Consider the following 17828-nt stretch of genomic DNA (forward strand, 5'->3'; position numbering starts at 1 on the left):
CATCGCGGACGGGGGCGGGAGCGGCGCGCCGCGGTCTCCGGCACCTGAACCGGGGCCTGCTCGACCATCCGGCGAACATGTGGCCGAAATCGAGGGCAACCATCCGGTCATCCCATGTGTCTTAACTTCGGGTTCAGATTGATTGCACCCGCAGGTCACCCAATCTGCGGGCTGCGTACACTCTGCGCGCCCTTGCGAGGGTTGCGCGGAACATCCGGGTGTGCAAGTTCCGCGGACGCCGCCTGGCTCCGGCCCACCCCACGACCGGCTACGAGGATTATCTACCTGACATGGACATACCCCCCCTTTCCGAAGTGCGCCGCATCACCGAGAAGAAGCGCGATGCCTGGTGGACGGTGCTGCTCGTCGATCCCGTGGCCACACCCCTGGTCCGGTGGACGGCGAAGTGGACCAGGGTGACGCCGAACCAGATCACCTGGGGGGCGCTCTTCCTCGGCCTCGCCGCCGCCGCCTGCTTCGCGCGCGGCGACTGGAAGTGGCTGCTGATCGGGGCCGGCCTCTACCACCTGAGCTTCATCCTGGACTGCATGGACGGCAAGCTCGCCCGGCTCACGGGGAAGGGCTCGGAGTTCGGCGGCTGGCTGGACTACGTGTTCGACCGGGTGAGGGTGCTGATCTGCGCCATCGCACTGATGGGCGGCCAGTACTCCCGCACGGGGGAGGTGGCCTACGTCTGGCTGGCCCTCGTCGTGGTCTTCCTGGACGCCCTGCGCTACCTGGACGCGCTCCAGATCTTCAAGGTGCGCCACAGCATGCGCAAGAAGATCAGGGCCCGCGCCAAGGCCAGCCGCCGCGCGGCGAGGGCCCTGATGACCGCCGAGGAGCTGGAGCAGGACCGCGAGCGCGAGCAGCGCGAACGGGAGCGGGAGCAGGAACGGGAGAACGAGGCCGACGAGGAGCAGGGGATCGCCTTCATGGAGGACCTCCTCCGTGAGAACCCCACGGCCGACCTCGGCGACGGCCCCGGGCAGGGCGGTCAGGACGACCCGGACACCGGGGCCGGGGACGGTGCGCAGGCCCGGCCGCAGGAGAAGAAGGTCATCGACCTGCACGTGGAGTTCAAGAGCCGTTTCCCCTGGTACGGCCGCTTCCGCACCTTCCTGCTCCGGCACCGCGTCCGCACCCACCTGGTGAGCGGCATCGAGTTCCAGATGGCCGTCTTCATCGTGGGGCCGATCCTCGGCGCGATCATGCCGGTGACCATCGCGGCGGGTGCCCTGCTGATGGTGTTCGAGCTCGCGATCATCTACAAGCTGCTGCTGTCCACCAGGGACTTCGAGCGCACTCTGGCCTCCTACCCGGTCCCCGAGGCCGCCCCGCAGACCGCATCCGAGGCCGCTCCCGGCACCGCCGCCGGGATCCCGGCCCAGCCCGGCGGCCCGGCCGGGGAGAGCCTGCCGTCCCGCGACGGAGCCGCCGCGAAACGATAGGCGGGCAGGACACGCACGCCACCGGGCGGGGCGGCGGACGGAGGCGATGTCTTTCCGTTCACCGCCCCGCCCGGCGTTGCGCGAGGGCACCGCGCGAGGACACCGCCGCGGTGACCGTAGGATGAGCGCCGCAAACGCATCACCGAGTGGTCGTCGAACACTCCGTCGCATGCCGATCGCCGTTGGGGAGCGGTGCCGGGAGGCCCGGAAGGCAGGAGGTGGGCGGTAGGCGAGACGACACGCATGACGTCCCTTCCTGGAGCGTGACCTGCCTGATGTCCGCCTCGTTCCCAGCCCTGAGGCTTTTCCGCAGCAAGAAGCGGTCCGAGAGAGGTGCCGCCCGGCCCGCCCCCCCGGGTTTCTCGGTGAAACACGCTCTGGCCCTCTCCGTGCTGCTGGGAGCGGCCTTCCTCACGCAGGCGCTGGGCGCGCTGCTGGCGGACACCGCACTGTTCGTCGTGGGCTCGTCCGTCGGCCTCGTGCTCGACCTGTACCTGGTGCACCGGCAGCCCTGGCTGGTCACCGCGCTGGGCAGGCTGCGCTTCGACGTCACCACCCGCCAGCTGCTGCGTGACGCGCTGATCGTCGTCGGCCTGGTCCGGCTGCCGGGCATCGACCCGCTGGAGGAGCAGCCCCTCGCCCTGGCCCTGCTGGCCGGCTACCTCCTGCACTTCTGCTGCCAGGCGATCTCCCTGCTGATCAGGCGCCGGCGCACCCTGCCCTTCGTCACCCGCAACATCGACGCCTCCGCCCTGCGGCTGTCCTCCGCGCCGCCGCGGCTGCTGGCCCGCCAGCCCAGCCGCCGGCTGCTGTACTTCGCCCTGCCCGCCACGGCCGGCCTGATGGCCTCGGCCCTGACCACCGACGGTCGGTGGGGCCTGCTGGGCGTGGGCCTCACCCTGGCGCTCCACCTGGGCGGCATACTGCGGCTGGCCGCCTGGCTGCGGCCGGGCGCACAGCCCGTGAACGAGCGGCAGGCGCTGGAGTGGCTGGACCGCTGGCTGGCCGAGTACCGGCCGACGGTGGCGATGTACTTCTCCGGCGGCGCCGCCTCCGCCTACCAGGCCAACATGTGGCTGGGCACGCTCTCCGAGCTGGAGGCCAGGCCGCTGATCGTGCTGCGCGAGCGGTTCATGGTGCAGAAGATCGACGCGACCGACGTGCCCATCGTGTGCATCCCCAAGGTCGCCCACCTCATGCGGCTGGAGCACTCCTCGCTCAAGATGATGCTGCACCCGGCGAACTCCGGTAAGACCTCGCAGGTGCTGCGCATCCCCTCGATCAAGCACGCCTTCATCAACCACGGCGAGAGCGACAAGCTCTCCAGCTGCAACCCCTACGCCAAGGCATACGACGAGGTGTGGGTCGCGGGCCGGGCCGCACGGGACCGCTACCGGCTCGCCGACATCGGCGTCGACGACCGCGACGTGGTGGAGGTCGGCCGCCCGCAGCTCGCGCCGATCCGCCCGTACGCCGGACCCCCGGCCGCGGACGGCCCCGTCACTGTGCTGTACGCGCCCACCTGGGAGGGCTGGACCGACGACCCGGGCAACACCTCCGTCATCCTGGCCGGCGAGAACATCGTCCGCGCCCTGCTGGCGGACCCGAAGGTGAGGCTGCTGTACAAGCCCCACCCGATGACCGGTTCGGTGGACCCGCGCGCGGCCCGCGCCAACGAGCGCATCCAGCAGATGATCGCCGAGGCCAACGCCCGGCGCTCCGGCCCGCGCCCCGGCCCGGAGGCCGCCGCCGAGCTGGCCCGCCGTACCGCCGAGCTGGACGAGCTGACCAGCGCGGCGTTCCGGCCGAGCGCGGACGAGATGGAGCGGATGCTGCTCCAGTCCGCCCCCGAGGGGGACCGGGAGGCGGCGGTGACGGCGGCGACGGCCGCCTGGGAGGAGGCCTACTGGGCGTCCTTCCCCGACTGGGAGCATCTGATCGTCACCGGGCCGCGCCCCGCCCTGTACGCCTGCTTCAACCGGTCCGACCTGCTGATCAGCGATGTCTCCAGCGTGGTCTCGGACTGGCTGGCCAGTGAGAAGCCGTACGCGGTCGCCAACACCAGCGGTCTGGCGGAGGAGGAGTTCAGGGCCGGCCTGCCGACCGTGCGGGCGGCCACGATCCTCACGCCCGACGCCGCCGGCGTGCCCGCCCTGCTGGACTCCGTCCGGGACCCGTCCCGGGACACCATGGCGCGGGCCCGTACGGAGCTGAAGACGCACCTGCTGGGGCCGGCCGACCCGCCGTCGATCGTCCGCTTCGACCAGGCGGTCGCGGCGCTGTGCGCCAAGGCGGACAGGCGCCGCGAGCTGATGGCCCTGCGCACCGACGACGCCCCGGCGCCGCGCGTGGCCGCCGAGGCGGCGGAAGCGGCGGAAGCGGCGGAGGCCGGTCAGGAGAGCGACCCCAGCGACTCGGAGAACTCCCTCACCACCTGAGACACCCGGCCGGCGAGCCGCGAAGCGGCGGTGGCCCGCACTCTCCCGTCCCGGGGGAGTGCGGGCCACCGCCGCTTCCGGCGTCCGTGCCGCGTCGCGGCTACTGCTCCTCGAAGGGGTCGAAGCCCTCGTACGCGCGCAGCGCCTCGTCGCGCTCCGCCTCCCGGTCGCGGCGGCGCTGGGCGGCCGGGCGGATGGTGTCCATGCGGTGGTCCTCACCGCGGCGGCCGAGCATCTCCGCGCCCGCGGCCACCGAGGGCTCCCAGTCGAAGACGACCGCGTTCTCCTCCGGACCGATGGCCACGCCGTCGCCCTCGCGGGCGCCCGCCTTCATCAGCTCGTCCTCGACGCCGAGGCGGTTGAGCCGGTCGGCGAGGTAGCCGACGGCCTCGTCGTTGCTGAAGTCGGTCTGGCGCACCCAGCGCTCCGGCTTCTCGCCGCGCACCCGGAAGAAGCCGTCGCCCTCCTGGGTGACGGTGAAGCCGGCGTCGTCCACGGCCTGGGGGCGGATGACGATGCGGGTCGCCTCCTCCTTCGGCCTGGCCGCACGCGCCTCCTCCACGATCCCCGCCAGTGCGAAGGACAGCTCCTTGAGCCCCTTGCGGCTGACGGCCGAGACCTCGAAGACCGGGTAGCCGCGCGCCTCCAGGTCGGGGCGGATGATGTCGGCCAGGTCCTGGCCGTCGGGGATGTCCACCTTGTTGAGCACCACCACGCGCGGCCTGCCGTCCAGGCCGCCGTACTGGGCCAGCTCGGCCTCGATGGCGTCGAGGTCGGTCACCGGGTCGCGCTCGGACTCCAGCGTCGCGCAGTCCAGCACGTGGACCAGGACCTCGCAGCGCTCGACGTGGCGCAGGAACTCCAGTCCCAGTCCCTTGCCCTGGCTGGCGCCGGGGATCAGGCCGGGTACGTCGGCGATGGTGTAGACGGTGGCGCCGGCCGTCACCACGCCCAGGTTGGGCACCAGGGTGGTGAAGGGGTAGTCGGCGATCTTCGGCTTGGCCGCGGAGAGGACGGAGATCAGGGACGACTTGCCCGCCGACGGGTAACCGACCAGGGCCACGTCCGCCACCGTCTTCAGCTCCAGGACGATGTCGCGGGTCTCCCCCGGCTCGCCCAGCAGCGCGAAGCCCGGCGCCTTGCGGCGGGCCGAGGCCAGCGCGGCGTTGCCCAGGCCGCCGCGTCCGCCGCGTCCGGCGACGAAGGTGGTGCCCTGGCCGACGAGGTCGGCCAGCACGTTGCCCTGCCGGTCCAGGACGACCGTGCCGTCCGGGACAGGCAGCACCAGGTCACTGCCCTCCGCGCCCGAGCGGTTGCCGCCCTCGCCGGGCTTGCCGTTGGTCGCCCGGCGGTGCGGGGTGTGGTGGTACTCCAGCAGCGTGGTCACGGACTGGTCGACGACGAGGATCACGTCCCCGCCCCGGCCGCCGTTGCCGCCGTCCGGGCCGCCCAGCGGCTTGAACTTCTCACGGTGGACGGAGGCACAGCCGTGGCCTCCGTTACCCGCGGCGACGTGCAACTCGACGCGGTCCACGAAGGTGGTCATGACGGGTGCCTCCAGGCTGGTGTTCTAGGGGTGTGCGGGGGGGTGCGGATCCGCCGATCGGGGGCGGCGCCGCGCGCCGGTGCGGCGGCACGGGCCGCCTTCGTACAACGCGCCGAGGGCGGAACCGCTTCCCCGTCCGTACGCGCGGGGCACGTACGGACGGGAGGCGGTCCGCCCTCGGAGGGTGCTGCGGGTCGTACCGGTGCCGGTGGTTACTCGGCGACCGGGACGATGTTCACGACCTTGCGGCCACGAGCGGTGCCGAACTGCACCGCGCCGGCGGCCAGCGCGAACAGGGTGTCGTCGCCGCCGCGGCCCACGCCGGAGCCCGGGTGGAAGTGGGTGCCGCGCTGGCGGACCAGGATCTCGCCCGCGTTGACGACCTGACCGCCGAAGCGCTTCACGCCGAGCCGCTGGGCGTTGGAGTCACGACCGTTCCGAGTGGACGATGCGCCCTTCTTGTGTGCCATCTCTCCTCAGTCCCTTACTTCGTCGCCGGGGCGTCGATGCCGGTGATCTTCAGCGCGGTGTGCAGCTGACGGTGACCGATCCGCTTGCGGTAGCCGGTCTTGTTCTTGTACTTCATGATGTCGATCTTGGCGCCCTTGTGGTGGTCCACGACCTCGGCGTGGACCTTCACGCCGGCCAGGACCCACGGGTCGCTGGTGACCGCGTCGCCATCGACGATGAGCAGGGTCGAGAGCTCGACGCTGTCGCCGACCTTGCTGGTGGAGATACGGTCAACCTCAATGACGTCGCCGACGGACACCTTCTGCTGGCGGCCGCCGGTGCGCACGATCGCGTACACGCGGAACTCTCTCTCGCTCGTGGGTGGGGCCCCTGATGCCAGCCGCTCGCCACGGGCTGGGCCCGTGCGGATCCGAGTGGATTGAGCGGCCTCTCCTCGCGCTCACGCGACACCTCGCGGAGTGCGTGGAGGGATTTGCTCAGGAGCCTGGCGTGTCCATCGACACGCCGCGACAGTCAAGGTTACGGGGCTTTGTCGCGGGGGGTCAAACCGGCCCCGGACGCCGATGGGCGTCCGGGGCCGGTCCTTCCTCCGTCAGTCCTCGGCCGGGGCCGAGACGGACGGCGGGTTCTGCTGCTCGGCCGCCGCCGTCCTGCGGGCGGCCGTCTTCTTCGCGGCGGTCTTGGAGGCCGCCGTCTTGGTCGCGGCCTTCTTCGCCGTCGTCTTCTTGGCCGCCGACGCCGAGGTCTTCTTGGCGGCCGCCTTCTTGGCCGTCGTCTTCTTGGCGGCGGTCTTGGAGGCCGCCGTCTTGGCGGTGGTCTTCTTCGCCGTGGACGCGGTCTTCTTGGCGGCCGCCTTCTTGGCCGTCTTGCGGGCCGTCTTCTTCGCCGGAGCGGCCTCCTCGGCGGAAGCCTCCCCGTCCGACTGGGAGGGGGCCTCCCCGGAGACCTCGGCCGGCGCCTCGGCGACCGGCTCCGGTTCGGCCGCGGGCCCGGCGGAGGGGATCGCGGGCTCGGTGATCTCGGCCGTCTCCGGAGATCCGGCCGGGGCCGCCGCACGGCGCACCACACGACGGCGGGGACGGGCCGGCGCGGCGGGCTCGGGGGCGGGCTCCGCCGCCATCTCGGCCGGCTCCTCCACGGGTGCCTGCGGCGCCTCGTCGGCCGCCGGAACCACCGTCACCGCGGCCTCCACCTCGGCGGCCGCCTTCGGCGGACCCGCCGGAGCCGACACCTTGCGCGCACCACGGCGCCGGGTACGCGGCGCCGCCTCGGCGGCCGGCTCGGGCGCGGCGGTCTCGGACACGGCGGCCTCGGACAGGGCCTCCACGGGCTCCGCCACCGCCTCGGCCGGCTCCTCCGCAGGCGCCTGCGGCGCCTCATCGGCCGCCGGAACCACCGTCACCGCGGCCTCCACCTCGGCAGCCGCCTTCGGCGGACCCGCCGGAGCCGACACCTTGCGCCCGCCGGTGCGCCGCCGCCTGCGGCCGCGCCGGGCGGCCTCCTCGGCCTCGGCGGCGCTGCTGTACAGCTCCTCGTCCGGGACGAACTCCGGCTCCGGCAGCGCGGTCGGCGCGGCGGCCTCCGCCGCCACCTCGGCGGGCGTCTCGGCCGCGGGCTCCTCCACGGAGGGCGCGGGGGCCTCGGCCGGCTCCTCGGCGGCGGGGACCTCGACGAGTGCCTCGGGCTGCTGGGCCGCGGCCTTGCCCTTCTTCCTGCCGCGCTTGCCGCCACCGCCGCCGCCCTGGGTCTGCACCTGGTCCATGTGGACGATCAGGCCCCGGCCGTTGCAGTGCACACAGGTCTCGGAGAAGGACTCCAGCAGCCCCTGGCCGACCCGCTTGCGCGTCATCTGGACCAGCCCCAGCGAGGTGACCTCGGCCACCTGGTGCTTGGTGCGGTCGCGGCCCAGGCACTCCAGCAGACGCCGCATCACCAGATCGCGGTTGGACTCCAGCACCATGTCGATGAAGTCGATCACGATGATGCCGCCGAGGTCGCGCAGCCTGAGCTGGCGCACGATCTCCTCGGCCGCCTCCAGGTTGTTCCTGGTGACCGTCTCCTCCAGGTTGCCGCCCTGACCGGTGAACTTGCCGGTGTTGACGTCGATCACGACCATCGCCTCGGTGCGGTCGATGACCAGCGATCCGCCGCTGGGCAGCCAGACCTTGCGGTCCAGCGCCTTCATCAGCTGCTCGTCGATCCGGTAGGTGGCGAAGACGTCCACCTCGGAGGTCCAGCGCTGGAGCCGGTCGGCGAGGTCCGGCGCGACGTGCGAGACGTATCCGTGGATCGTCTCCCACGCCTGGTCGCCGCTGATGACGACCTTGGAGAAGTCCTCGTTGAAGATGTCGCGGACGACCCGCACGGTCATGTCCGGCTCGCCGTAGAGCAGCGTCGGCGCGCCGCCCTTGCGGGCCTTCTTCTGGATCTCCTCCCACTGCGCCTGGAGCCGCTCGACGTCGCGGCGCAGCTCGTCCTCGCTGGCGCCCTCGGCGGCGGTGCGGACGATGACGCCCGCGTCCTCGGGGACGATCCGCTTGAGGATCTGCTTGAGGCGGGCCCGCTCGGTGTCCGGCAGCTTGCGGCTGATGCCGGTCATCGAGCCCTCGGGCACGTAGACCAGGTAGCGGCCGGGGAGGGAGACCTGGCTGGTCAGCCGGGCGCCCTTGTGGCCGATCGGGTCCTTGGTCACCTGGACCAGGACGGACTGGCCGGACTTGAGCGCGGTCTCGATCCGGCGCGGACCGCCGGACAGGCCCAGCGCCTCGAAGTTCACCTCACCGGCGTACAGGACGGCGTTGCGCCCCTTGCCGATGTCGACGAAGGCGGCCTCCATCGACGGCAGGACGTTCTGGACCTTGCCCAGGTAGACGTTGCCGACGTAGCTGGTGGCCTGCTCCTTGTTGACGAAGTGCTCGACGAGAACGCCGTCCTCCAGCACCCCGATCTGGGTGCGCTCGCCGCTCTGGCGGACGACCATGACGCGCTCGACGGCCTCGCGGCGGGCCAGGAACTCGGCCTCGGTGATGATCGGGACACGGCGGCGGCCCTGCTCGCGGCCCTCGCGGCGGCGCTGCTTCTTGGCCTCCAGCCGGGTGGAGCCCTTGATGGACTGCACGCCGTCGGAGCTCTCGGAGGGCTCGTCCTTCTTCTTCCGCGGCTCGCGCACCTTGACGACCGTGCGCTCCGGGTCGTCCGGGGCCGCCTCGGCGGCCTGGGGCTCGGCCTCGCCGCTGCGGCGGCGACGACGGCGACGGCGACGAGAGGTGCTGCTGGAGCCGCCCTGGTACTCCTCGGCGTCCTCGCCCCGCTCCTCGTCCTCCCGGCCGTCCCCGTCGGCCACTGCCCCGCTCTCCCCGGCGCTCTCGCGGGTCTCGTCGCCCTCCTCGCCCTCACCGGCGTCCTCGGAGGTCTCGGCGTCGGAGCCGCGACGGCGGCGGCGTCCGCCACGGCGGCGGCGGCGCGAGGGACGCTCCTCGCCCTCGCCGGCCTCGCCCCGGCCGTAGGGTTCCTCGTCCTCCCCGCCGTCCTCCTCGGCGTCCGCGGACCCGGCCCCGGCCTCCGGGGTCTCCCCGGCCCCGGCGGCGGGCTGCTCGTCCCGCTCCTCCTGCTCGGCGGGCTCGCCGCTCCTGCGGCGGCGACGACGGCGGCGGGCCGCGGAGCGGTCCTCGCGCTCGGCCTCCGCGGTGTCGCCGGCCTCGGTCCCGTGCTCCTCGAAGGTCTCCGGCTCCTCCTCCTCGCCGGACTCGGCGGCGGCCGCCGCCACGGTCTCCGGGGTCTGGAAGACCGGCTCGGCGAACACGGGCGCCTGGAACACCGCCACCGGCGCCATCGGGGGCTTCCTGCGGGAGCGCCGGGAAGGAGCGGGCTCGGCGGCGGGCTCGGTCCCGGCGGCCTGCGCGGGCTTCTCCGCCTCGGCGGCCTCGGCCGCCCGCACCTTCGCGGACTTCCGGCTCCGCGCGGGCTTCTCCGCCTCTGCCGGGGACCCGGCAGAGCCCTCGGCCGGCACCCGGGCCGGCTCTTCGGCGGCGGGCTTCTCCTGCCCGGCCTCCTGCTGGACGGTCTCCTGCCGGTCGGCCTTCTCCGCGGTCCTGCGGGTACGCCGCCGGGCGCGGGCGGGCGCCTGCTGCTCCTCGGCGGCCGACGCGACGGGCTCGGCCGGTTCCGCGGCCTCCGCGGCGGGCTCCTCCCGCTCAGCGCCCTGCGCGGCCGCCTGCGGCGGACCCGCGGGGGCGGAGGCGCGGCGGGTGGCGCGGCGGCGCGTACGCGCCGGGGCCGGCTGCTCATCGGCCGCGGCGGGCTCGGGGGCAACGGTCGGCTCGGGGGCAACGGCGGCGGGCTCCGGCCCCGCGTCCGCCGGCTCGGCGGGCACCACCGTCTCGGCCGCCTGCGGCGGACCCGCCGGGGCGGAGGCGCGGCGGACGGCGCGGCGCCTGGGCCGCGCGGGCGCGGCCTGCGCCTCGGCGGCGGGTTCGGCGGCGGGCTCGGGCTCGCCGGCCTGCGCCGGCGCGTCCCCGGCCGGTACGGCGGTGGTCGCCGTGGTGACGACCTCCGGCCCGGCCGAGGCCGCAGCGGGCGGTCCCGCCGGGCGGGACACGGCGCGGCGGCGCCGGCGCGGCGGCAGCGTGTCGCCGGGGCCGCTCTGCCCGGACTCCGCCTCCGTTCCGGTCACGGCGGGCACTGCGGGCGTGGTGTCGGTGTTCTCCGCGGATGTGGACTCCGCGGATTCCATGGGCTCGCGCATGCGGGCGGTTCTCCCGTTCACGCTCCCGGGCGCCGTGCCTCGATCCGGCCGGGCTCCGCGTGATGTGCGCGGGCCGCTGTCCGGGGCGCGGGCGCCGCACGGGAGCTGTCGTCTCGCTCGCCGGTTCCGTGCCGTCGGGCCCGGACACGGCGAAAGTCTGCTGGTGGATGCGCCTGCCTGACGGCCGGACCCGGGTGGCTCCCTGGTGCCTCGCACATCGGCGGCGCGGCGGCGTCGGCCTTACGCGGTGCCGTCCGGCACCGTCGCGGCGGGGGTTGCGTCGCGGTCGGGCGCAAGCGGATCGGTCACCGTGCCGGTCTCCTCATCGAGCGGCCCCTGCGCCAGCCTGGTCACCGCTGCGGGGACCGGCGGCGCCAGGTCGGCCGTAGCTCGGAGGCCGGACAGGACGTCGTCGGGTCGTACGGCAGGTGTCAGGTGCCGTACCACCAGGCGCAGTATCGCACAGGGACCCTCGCCGGGCCTATCGGACCCGGCCGGGTCGGCCTCCAGCGAGGCCACGGCGGCACGTGTGTCGAAGGTGCGCACGCCCTTCTTGGTCTGCCTGCGGACCTCGACCGAGTCCGCCGCGAGGAAGACCTCCACCGCCTTGCGGGCCTCCTCCGGCTCCACCCCGTCGAGCCGCAGCTCCCAGCGGGAGGCCGTCAGACGGTCGGCGAAGCCGCTGGTGTGCGCCTCCACCGCGTCGACGACGTCGAGTCCGTCGGGCAGCGACTCGTCGAGCAGCCGCCGCAGCACCTCCGGGTCGCGCCGCTCGGTGAGGGCGATCTCCAGGTACTCGGCCTCGCTGCCCGTGCCGGTCGGCGCCGCGTTCGCGTACGAGACCTTCGGGTGCGGGGTGAAGCCCGCGGAGTACGCCATGGGCACCTCGGCCCGGCGCAGCGCCCGCTCGAAAGCGCGCTGGAAGTCGCGGTGGCTGGTGAACCGGAGGCGGCCGCGCTTGGTGTAACGCAGGCGGATGCGCTGCACCGCGGGTGCGGGCGGCGGGCCTTCGGGCTGTCGCTTGCCCAGGATCCTTCTCCTTGCTGCGGGGTGGCGCGACGAGCGCCCCTCGGTCGAACACTGGCGGCCGGGCCGTCCCCGCCGGTGCGGGGCCGGTAGGCCCGTACCTACCCACCAGCCTACTCGCCGGCGGCCCCGCCCTCTCCCGGACCGGCCTCGCGCACCTGCGGCGCGGCTGGTCCCGTGGCGATCCAGTACCGCAGTTTCTTCCCCCGCCGGTCCTCGAAGACACCCCCGCACTTCTCGATGACGCGGCGGGAGGCGGTGTTGGTGTCGTCGCAGGTGACCAGCACCGGGTCGATGCCGAGGGAGTGGACGACGGGCAGGGCGGCGCGCAGCATCGCGGTGGCGTGGCCGCGGCGGCGGGCACAGGCGCGGACGTCGTAGCCGATGTGGCCGCCGTAGTCGAGCAGGAAGCCGTTGAGCCGGTGGCGGACGGCGATACGGCCGAGGTAGGTGTCACCGTCGACCCACCACAGCGTGGTGCACGGGACGTGGCCCTCGGGGCGCGGGCTGCCCTCCTCCGCGTCGGCGCGGACGGCGGCGGTGTACTCGGCGAAGACCTCCGGGTCGTGCCAGCGCCCGCCGTAGCGGAGGATGTCGCGGCCGAGCATCGAGTTGTCCTGCGGCCCGCCGCGGCCCTCGGCCTCGAACTCCTTCATCGCCTCCAGGAAGGAGGCGTGGACGCGCGGGTCGGGGAGGATCAGCTCGGGCATGCGGCCAGTGTGTCAGCGCGCCCCGCCCCCGGCCAGCGGGTGCCCCTGACCGGGCCTTCCCTCCGATGCCGCCCGTCATGCGCTGTCAGAGGTGGATGCCCGCCCTCTTCGCCAGAGTGTTGATCCTCGGGTTGCTCCGCCGGTGCAGGGAGACGAGCACCCTGCTCAATTCCTGACTGGTGGGGTGCACCTTCGCCATCTGCGGCGCGGCGCTCCAGGCCGCCATGAGGGAGTCCACCGCCCCGTCCCGGTCCTTCAGGGCCAGTTTCGCCCTGGCGATGTTCATGTGGAGCGGGCCGATGCGGGTCGCGGGCAGCGAGTACCCGCTGCGGAGATACCTCTCTCCGTCCTCCAGCGCCTCGGTGTTCCTCTTCAGGTCCACCCGGGTCGCCACCACATGGGTGACCGTGTTCTCCGGGCCGAAGTGCACGCCCTGCACGTTGACATCGGTGCCGACGGCCTCCGCGGCCTCCCGTGCGGCCTTGATGTGCCGTTCGGCGGTCCGGTCGTCCCGCAGCCGGCCCGCCAGGGTCATCCCCCTGAGGTGCAGCAGCCCCAGTGCGAGGTGGCGCGGCCTGCCCCGCATGGTGGATTCGGCGAGCACGACCGCATGGTCCACCAGGGCCAGCCCTCCGGCGAAGTCGCCGCCGTTGAGGAAGGTTCCGGCCTCGTCACGAGCCGCCACGGCACGGGTCAGGGCGTTCGCCCGCTCCGCCGCCTGCCCCTGCCTGGTGACCGCCAGCTCCGCGAGTGTCATCCAGCGGTGCCGGGCCGCCAGCCAGTAGACCGCGCTGTACACGTCGGCGACCTTTGCCCAGTCCTCGGGCAGTCCTGTGCCGTGGGCATGGTCCTGCACCCGCCGCAACAGGCCGGGCAGGGCCCGGGTCACGGCGGAGAGGTCGTCGTCACCGCGCAGACGGAACAGCTCGGCGAGATCCCGCTCGATCCGGTCATCCTGAACCGGCTCACCGGTCGGGAGATCGAAGCGCCGCATGACGGTCCGCAGCTCTTTCAGCCGGTCCTCGTCGCCGGTCCGTACCGGAGCCTGCCCCAGCAGCTCGTCCAGCGTGATCCCGAAGGCGTTCGCGAGCGCCGCCCCCATGCTCTGGGTGAGCGGCCGGTCGCCTCGCTCGATCTTCCCGAGCATTGACTTCGACATACCGGCCCTGGCGGCGAGCTGGTCCTGCAGCCAACCCCGCCGCAGACGCAGAACCTTGACGTTCGCGCCGGGCCCGGGCGTGGTGATCTCCGCACTCATGCGCCATGTCTTCCTGGTCGGTTGTCCCAGTCTCCATGCTCTCAGGGGCTTCTACCCGTGCCTTGGGTGCGAGCTGTACGAGTCAAATGTCCCCGTAGCACGTGAGCGGGGCTCTCGCCGTCGACGGGCGTTCACCTACGAGCATCTGTTACCACCGATTGCAGCGTTGACGGCCCTCAGAAGCAGCGGCTCCTCGACGGTCGAGCCGGTCTGGCTCAGTAGCCGTCTGTGAACCCTGGGCGCATTCAGGCCGATACAGTAGCCCGGCCCCACGCCCAGGGAGCGAGGCCGGGCTACGCGCTCGGGAGCGGGTTCAGGGCAGCAAGCTCTTCTGCCCCGCTCGAACACTCTCGGTGAACAGCTCGTAGTCCTTACGGGAGATGATCAGGACCTGCGCGTCCGGGTCGCCGACGTCCTTGGAGTCGCGCAGCGCCACGACTCCGTCAACGAACGCGACCTCCAGGCAGTTGTTGCCTCCGTTGGACAGTTCACTCTTGGCCCAGACGGCGTTGGTCAGATCGACGCTCTTCTTCATATACGGCAGTCCTTGATCAGTTCTTGGATGAAGCGACGGGTCGCTTGCGCATCGAGGGCCTGCGTACGGAGGGGGCCGAGAGCGGACTGGTAACGGTCCACGTCTCCATCCTCCCCCAGGTGCAGAGAGGTTGTCTTCGTCTCGACGATGGCAACCGGTGATCCGGCCGGGAAGTGGAGGAGCTGGAAAGAACCGTCGATGCCGGCATGAGCACCCGCTTCGAAGGGGAGCACCTGGACGACTACGTGACCGTGCTCTTCTGCCACCTCCAGTAGCCGTTCGAGCTGGCTCTTCATGACCTCCAGCCCGCCCACGACACGGCGTAGCGCGGCTTCGTCCAGGATGCACCAGAGGCTGAGCGGGGCGCTGCGAATCAGGGCTCCCTGCCGTATGGTCTGGCAGCACTTCGCCGCGAGAGACTCCACCTGATCTCCCGCTCCCCTGACAGAGAACGCCCAAACAAACGCATATGGACACAGAAGCCGAAAACCAGGGCCCCGGCGCGAGGAGATGCGCCGGGGCCTCGGCAACAGGGTGAGCCCTTCAGCCGGCGACTTCGGAGTGCACCGGGACGGGTGGGCGCACTCCGGTGAGAGCTTCCGCGCGGGCGGCAAGCCGGGGGGCGAGATCGGGGTACCAGCCACGGGCTACGGCTTGCAGCATCTCCGCCAGGGCCGTGAGCTCCCCGATCCGGCCGGCGGGAGTGTCGAGGACCGGCGCGAACTCCTCGCGGATGCGGGCGGCCACGCCAGGAACGAGCAGGCTGTTGGCGTGGAGGAGCCCCGCGTCGTAGCCGAACGGCACCAGACCCCACCGCTCCCAGTCCAGCAAGGTGAGAGGTGCGGCGGTGAGGTTGCCCCAGTGCAGATCACCGTGACCGGTCACCCGCTTCACCTCGGCGGGGGCCGGGACTCCGAGGAACTGCGGGAAGGCTCGTTCGATCCACACGTCCCGAACGGTCATCCTCACACCCTCCGCTTCAGTGAGCAGGGCAAGGGCTTGGCGAAGGTCCGCCCACCACTCGTCGGGCAGCCCGGGATCATGGTCGATGTCGGCTCGATCCGGGGACACCACGGGTTGCGTGAGGTAGTCCAGGACTTCCGCCTCGAAGGCCCATTCCCTGTCAGTCCAGTCGTGCACCTCGTACAGGCGGGGGCGGGGGACGCCGTCAGGCACCAGTTCAGAGGCGCCGACGATGCCCTCCCCTCGCTTCCTGCCCGCGTTCCTCTTCGCCGTCCGGCTCACCCTCAGCCACCGGTCTCCCGCTCGGCGTCCGAGGGTGACACCGAGGAAGCCCCACGACGGCGGCCCCGTGCAGGTGAGGCCGAGTTCCTTGGCCGCCCGGTCATGGGCGGCCTCCATCAGGGCCCGCACCTCCTCATTCACCGGCGAGTTCATCCGTCACCTTCCTGAGTTCCCGGGCCGTCAGCGGCGCGGCCAGAGCCTTGGCCACATCGTCCCAGTGCTCGCAGGTGCTCGCGGAGGTGAGGACGACATCGAGACCAGGGCACGAGCCAGCGGCCAGCAGGGCAGCGGCTGCGGCCGACAGGCCGGGGCGGATGAGGTTCACCAGTTCGGGTGTCACGGCGTCGAGGAGTTCGCCTCCGTGCAGGGGAGCGGAGCCGAAGGTGATCAGCCCCGCGTCCTTCGCCTGTACCAGTGGTCCGCCACCGTTCAGGGCCTGTGTGATCGGGGCATCCATGATCAGGCTGACGGGTATCTGCAAGCCCGTGAAGTGGTGCTCGGCGGAACCGGCCGCCTGCTGGGCGAGCGTGAGCAACTCGGGCACGCTGAGCGCTCCGGAGGTCAGGCCCGACCAGGTGGCGACGCCGTACCCGCCGATCCTGCCCGCATGGGCGAACTCTTCCAGCGCCGTGAAGGCTTCCCGTACACGCCCGTGCAGAACGGCACGGTCAAGGCCGTGCCCGTGGTGCTCGGGGTTGTGCACGAACACAAGGTCCACGCGCCCGAGCGCGGCCAAGGATCGCTCCGTCTGCCAGCGGACGAAGTGCCGTTCAAGGCTGTGCCTACTGGCCGCCTCTTCTCGGGTGAGCACGCCCTCGGTCAGGGCGGTGCGGCCTTGCTCCGCCGTGAAGAACCCCGTCTTCGTGGCTACCCGCACGGTCGGGTACTCCCCGAGAACCAGGCGCAGTTCCTCATGCGCCCGGCCATAGGCGTAGTTGGGTGCCGTGTCCACCCATGGGCTACCGGCAGCCAGGGCGGTGCGTGCCGCCTGGCTGACGGCACGCACGCGGTATGTCCCCAGGGAGAGTACGGCGGTCACAGCGCCGTACCCACGACTGCGACGGCATGGCCGTCAATGAGGACGGAGAGCAGTTCGGCTACGTCCTTGGCCTCCAGTCCCGCGGAGTCGGCGAGTTCGCCGAGCGTGGTCGGCTGGTTGGTCAGCAGCGCGCCCAGCGCGGGCGCGGCGGGTTCGGCGAATTCCCAAGCGGTACCGGCTGCCGAGAAGGTGACCGTGCCCTGTGCCGGGTTCGCCGTCAGGCGGCCTCTCGGAGCGGTGAGCTTCACCGTGATCTCCCGTAGTGCGGGGAGCCCGCCCACATACGGCAGGGACGGGATCGCGTGGCCCCGGTCGGTCGTGTCGATCGACTCCGCCCACCGTTCCACGAGCTGCGGGTCCGCCATCATGTCGGCCACCTCGCGGCGTACCGCGTCAATGAAGTCCGACCGTTCCGTCGGCGAGCCGAAGCGCGGAATGTCCCTGCGCAGCGCGAGGGACGCCCGGAGCTGATCGACGACCCACAGCATCAGGTCGGCACCCGTGTGCGGGACCATACCGAACGTGAGGTGAAGGGATTCCGTCCCCTGGTCGGCGGTGACCGCGTGCCACCAGCCGCGTGGCAGATAGAGCACGTCCCCCGGGGACAGGACGAGGTCCGCCACCGGCTCGCCCTCCGGCTCCTTTGGCGGCTCTACATCCCGGAAAGTGGGCGCCTCACGGGTCGCCCCCCACAAACGCCACCGCTTCGAGCCGTGCAACTGGACCACGACGACATCATGGTCGTCCCAGTGCCGACCGAAGCCCTCCCGCTCGGTCCACGAGGCGTACACGTTGACCTGCACAGAAGTCCCGAGGAAGCGTTCCAGCCCCTCGGCAGCCGCCCCCACAGCGGGGTGGATCTTCTCTACCGCATCGAGGACCAGCGATGCCCCATCCCTGAGCTGCGCGTGGAAGTCGGACGGCTGGATACGGGACCAGGTGACCGCGCGGCGGTTCGTGGTCGGGATCGCGTAGCGGTGCAGCGGGACCATCTCGCCATCCGCCGACAGGCGCAGCCGGGGCGGCTCCAGCCGCTGCGTGGCGATGATCCGGTTCAGGTCGTCCCAGGAGAACAGGCCCGCCCCGTCAGCGATCCTGGGGAAGTGCGCGTAGGAGCGGTGGTACGTCCGGGCGAGGAACGCGTCCCCGCCCAGACGCCCCGCCCACGAGGCTGCGTCAAGCAACGTGGGCGCTCCCGTCAGTCGTTGCCGTCGGAACGGCCACTGCTGATGTCCGACTCCTGCTCGGCGCGGGTGCGCGCGGCCACGATCTTCCGCTTCGCGATGAGCAGTCCACCCCCCGCGGGGGTGGCCAAGACGGTGCTCTGCTTATCCATCGGCTTACCTCTCTTCTCGGGACTCCCGC

General features: G+C 72.3%; 15 protein-coding genes. 2 read left to right on the top strand and 13 right to left on the bottom strand.

Translation table 11 applies throughout. The features are described 5' to 3' along the window. Positions 1 to 290: 290 nt before the first annotated feature. A complete protein-coding gene (locus tag ACW69E_RS00535) occupies positions 291 to 1451 on the top strand; it encodes a CDP-alcohol phosphatidyltransferase family protein (RefSeq protein WP_457496177.1) in 1161 nt (386 codons plus the stop codon). A gap of 365 nt (positions 1452 to 1816) precedes the next feature. Then, on the top strand, positions 1817 to 3889 hold the full coding sequence (locus ACW69E_RS00540) for a hypothetical protein (RefSeq protein WP_457496178.1): 2073 nt from the start codon (positions 1817 to 1819) through the stop codon (positions 3887 to 3889). A gap of 100 nt (positions 3890 to 3989) precedes the next feature. On the opposite strand, the gene obgE is transcribed toward ACW69E_RS00540, so the two are convergent. From obgE to ACW69E_RS00605, 13 genes are all read right to left on the bottom strand, one after another. Beyond that, positions 3990 to 5435 (bottom strand): GTPase ObgE, encoded by a 1446-nt coding sequence (obgE, locus tag ACW69E_RS00545; RefSeq protein ID WP_457496179.1) that lies wholly within the window; start codon positions 5433 to 5435, stop codon positions 3990 to 3992. A 212-nt stretch (positions 5436 to 5647) separates the two neighbouring features. Next, complete coding sequence (rpmA, locus tag ACW69E_RS00550; RefSeq protein WP_206348754.1) at positions 5648 to 5905, bottom strand: 50S ribosomal protein L27; 258 nt, start codon at positions 5903 to 5905, stop codon at positions 5648 to 5650. A gap of 14 nt (positions 5906 to 5919) precedes the next feature. Then, complete coding sequence (gene rplU, locus ACW69E_RS00555) at positions 5920 to 6243, bottom strand: 50S ribosomal protein L21 (protein ID WP_093654483.1); 324 nt, start codon at positions 6241 to 6243, stop codon at positions 5920 to 5922. A 255-nt stretch (positions 6244 to 6498) separates the two neighbouring features. Then, a complete protein-coding gene (locus tag ACW69E_RS00560; protein WP_457496180.1) occupies positions 6499 to 10650 on the bottom strand; it encodes an Rne/Rng family ribonuclease in 4152 nt (1383 codons plus the stop codon). 240 nt (positions 10651 to 10890) lie between these two features. Beyond that, positions 10891 to 11637, bottom strand: coding sequence for a TIGR03936 family radical SAM-associated protein (locus ACW69E_RS00565; protein WP_457496181.1), 747 nt, complete (start codon positions 11635 to 11637; stop codon positions 10891 to 10893). Between the two features lie 152 nt (positions 11638 to 11789). Further along, positions 11790 to 12386 (bottom strand): GNAT family N-acetyltransferase, encoded by a 597-nt coding sequence (locus tag ACW69E_RS00570; RefSeq protein ID WP_457496182.1) that lies wholly within the window; start codon positions 12384 to 12386, stop codon positions 11790 to 11792. 85 nt (positions 12387 to 12471) lie between these two features. Beyond that, positions 12472 to 13644, bottom strand: coding sequence for a helix-turn-helix domain-containing protein (locus ACW69E_RS00575; RefSeq protein WP_457496183.1), 1173 nt, complete (start codon positions 13642 to 13644; stop codon positions 12472 to 12474). Between the two features lie 313 nt (positions 13645 to 13957). Beyond that, a complete protein-coding gene (locus ACW69E_RS00580; RefSeq protein WP_093849111.1) occupies positions 13958 to 14179 on the bottom strand; it encodes a DUF397 domain-containing protein in 222 nt (73 codons plus the stop codon). Then, positions 14176 to 14604: a DUF5753 domain-containing protein gene (locus ACW69E_RS00585; RefSeq protein ID WP_457496184.1), complete on the bottom strand. Its 429-nt coding sequence runs from the start codon at positions 14602 to 14604 to the stop codon at positions 14176 to 14178. Before ACW69E_RS00585 ends, ACW69E_RS00580 begins: the two co-directional genes overlap by 4 nt. A 118-nt stretch (positions 14605 to 14722) precedes the next feature. Continuing rightward, a complete protein-coding gene (locus ACW69E_RS00590; protein WP_457496185.1) occupies positions 14723 to 15577 on the bottom strand; it encodes a hypothetical protein in 855 nt (284 codons plus the stop codon). Further along, positions 15558 to 16430, bottom strand: coding sequence for an aldo/keto reductase (locus ACW69E_RS00595; RefSeq protein ID WP_457496186.1), 873 nt, complete (start codon positions 16428 to 16430; stop codon positions 15558 to 15560). Before ACW69E_RS00595 ends, ACW69E_RS00590 begins: the two co-directional genes overlap by 20 nt. Before the next feature lie 29 nt (positions 16431 to 16459). Beyond that, positions 16460 to 17647 carry a cupin domain-containing protein gene (locus tag ACW69E_RS00600; protein WP_206348763.1) on the bottom strand — a complete coding sequence of 396 codons (1188 nt, stop codon included), beginning with the start codon at positions 17645 to 17647 and terminating at the stop codon, positions 16460 to 16462. Between the two features lie 14 nt (positions 17648 to 17661). Further along, on the bottom strand, positions 17662 to 17799 hold the full coding sequence (locus ACW69E_RS00605; protein ID WP_165869562.1) for a hypothetical protein: 138 nt from the start codon (positions 17797 to 17799) through the stop codon (positions 17662 to 17664). Positions 17800 to 17828 lie beyond the last annotated feature (29 nt).

The organism is Streptomyces sp. SS8, from assembly GCF_054072955.1.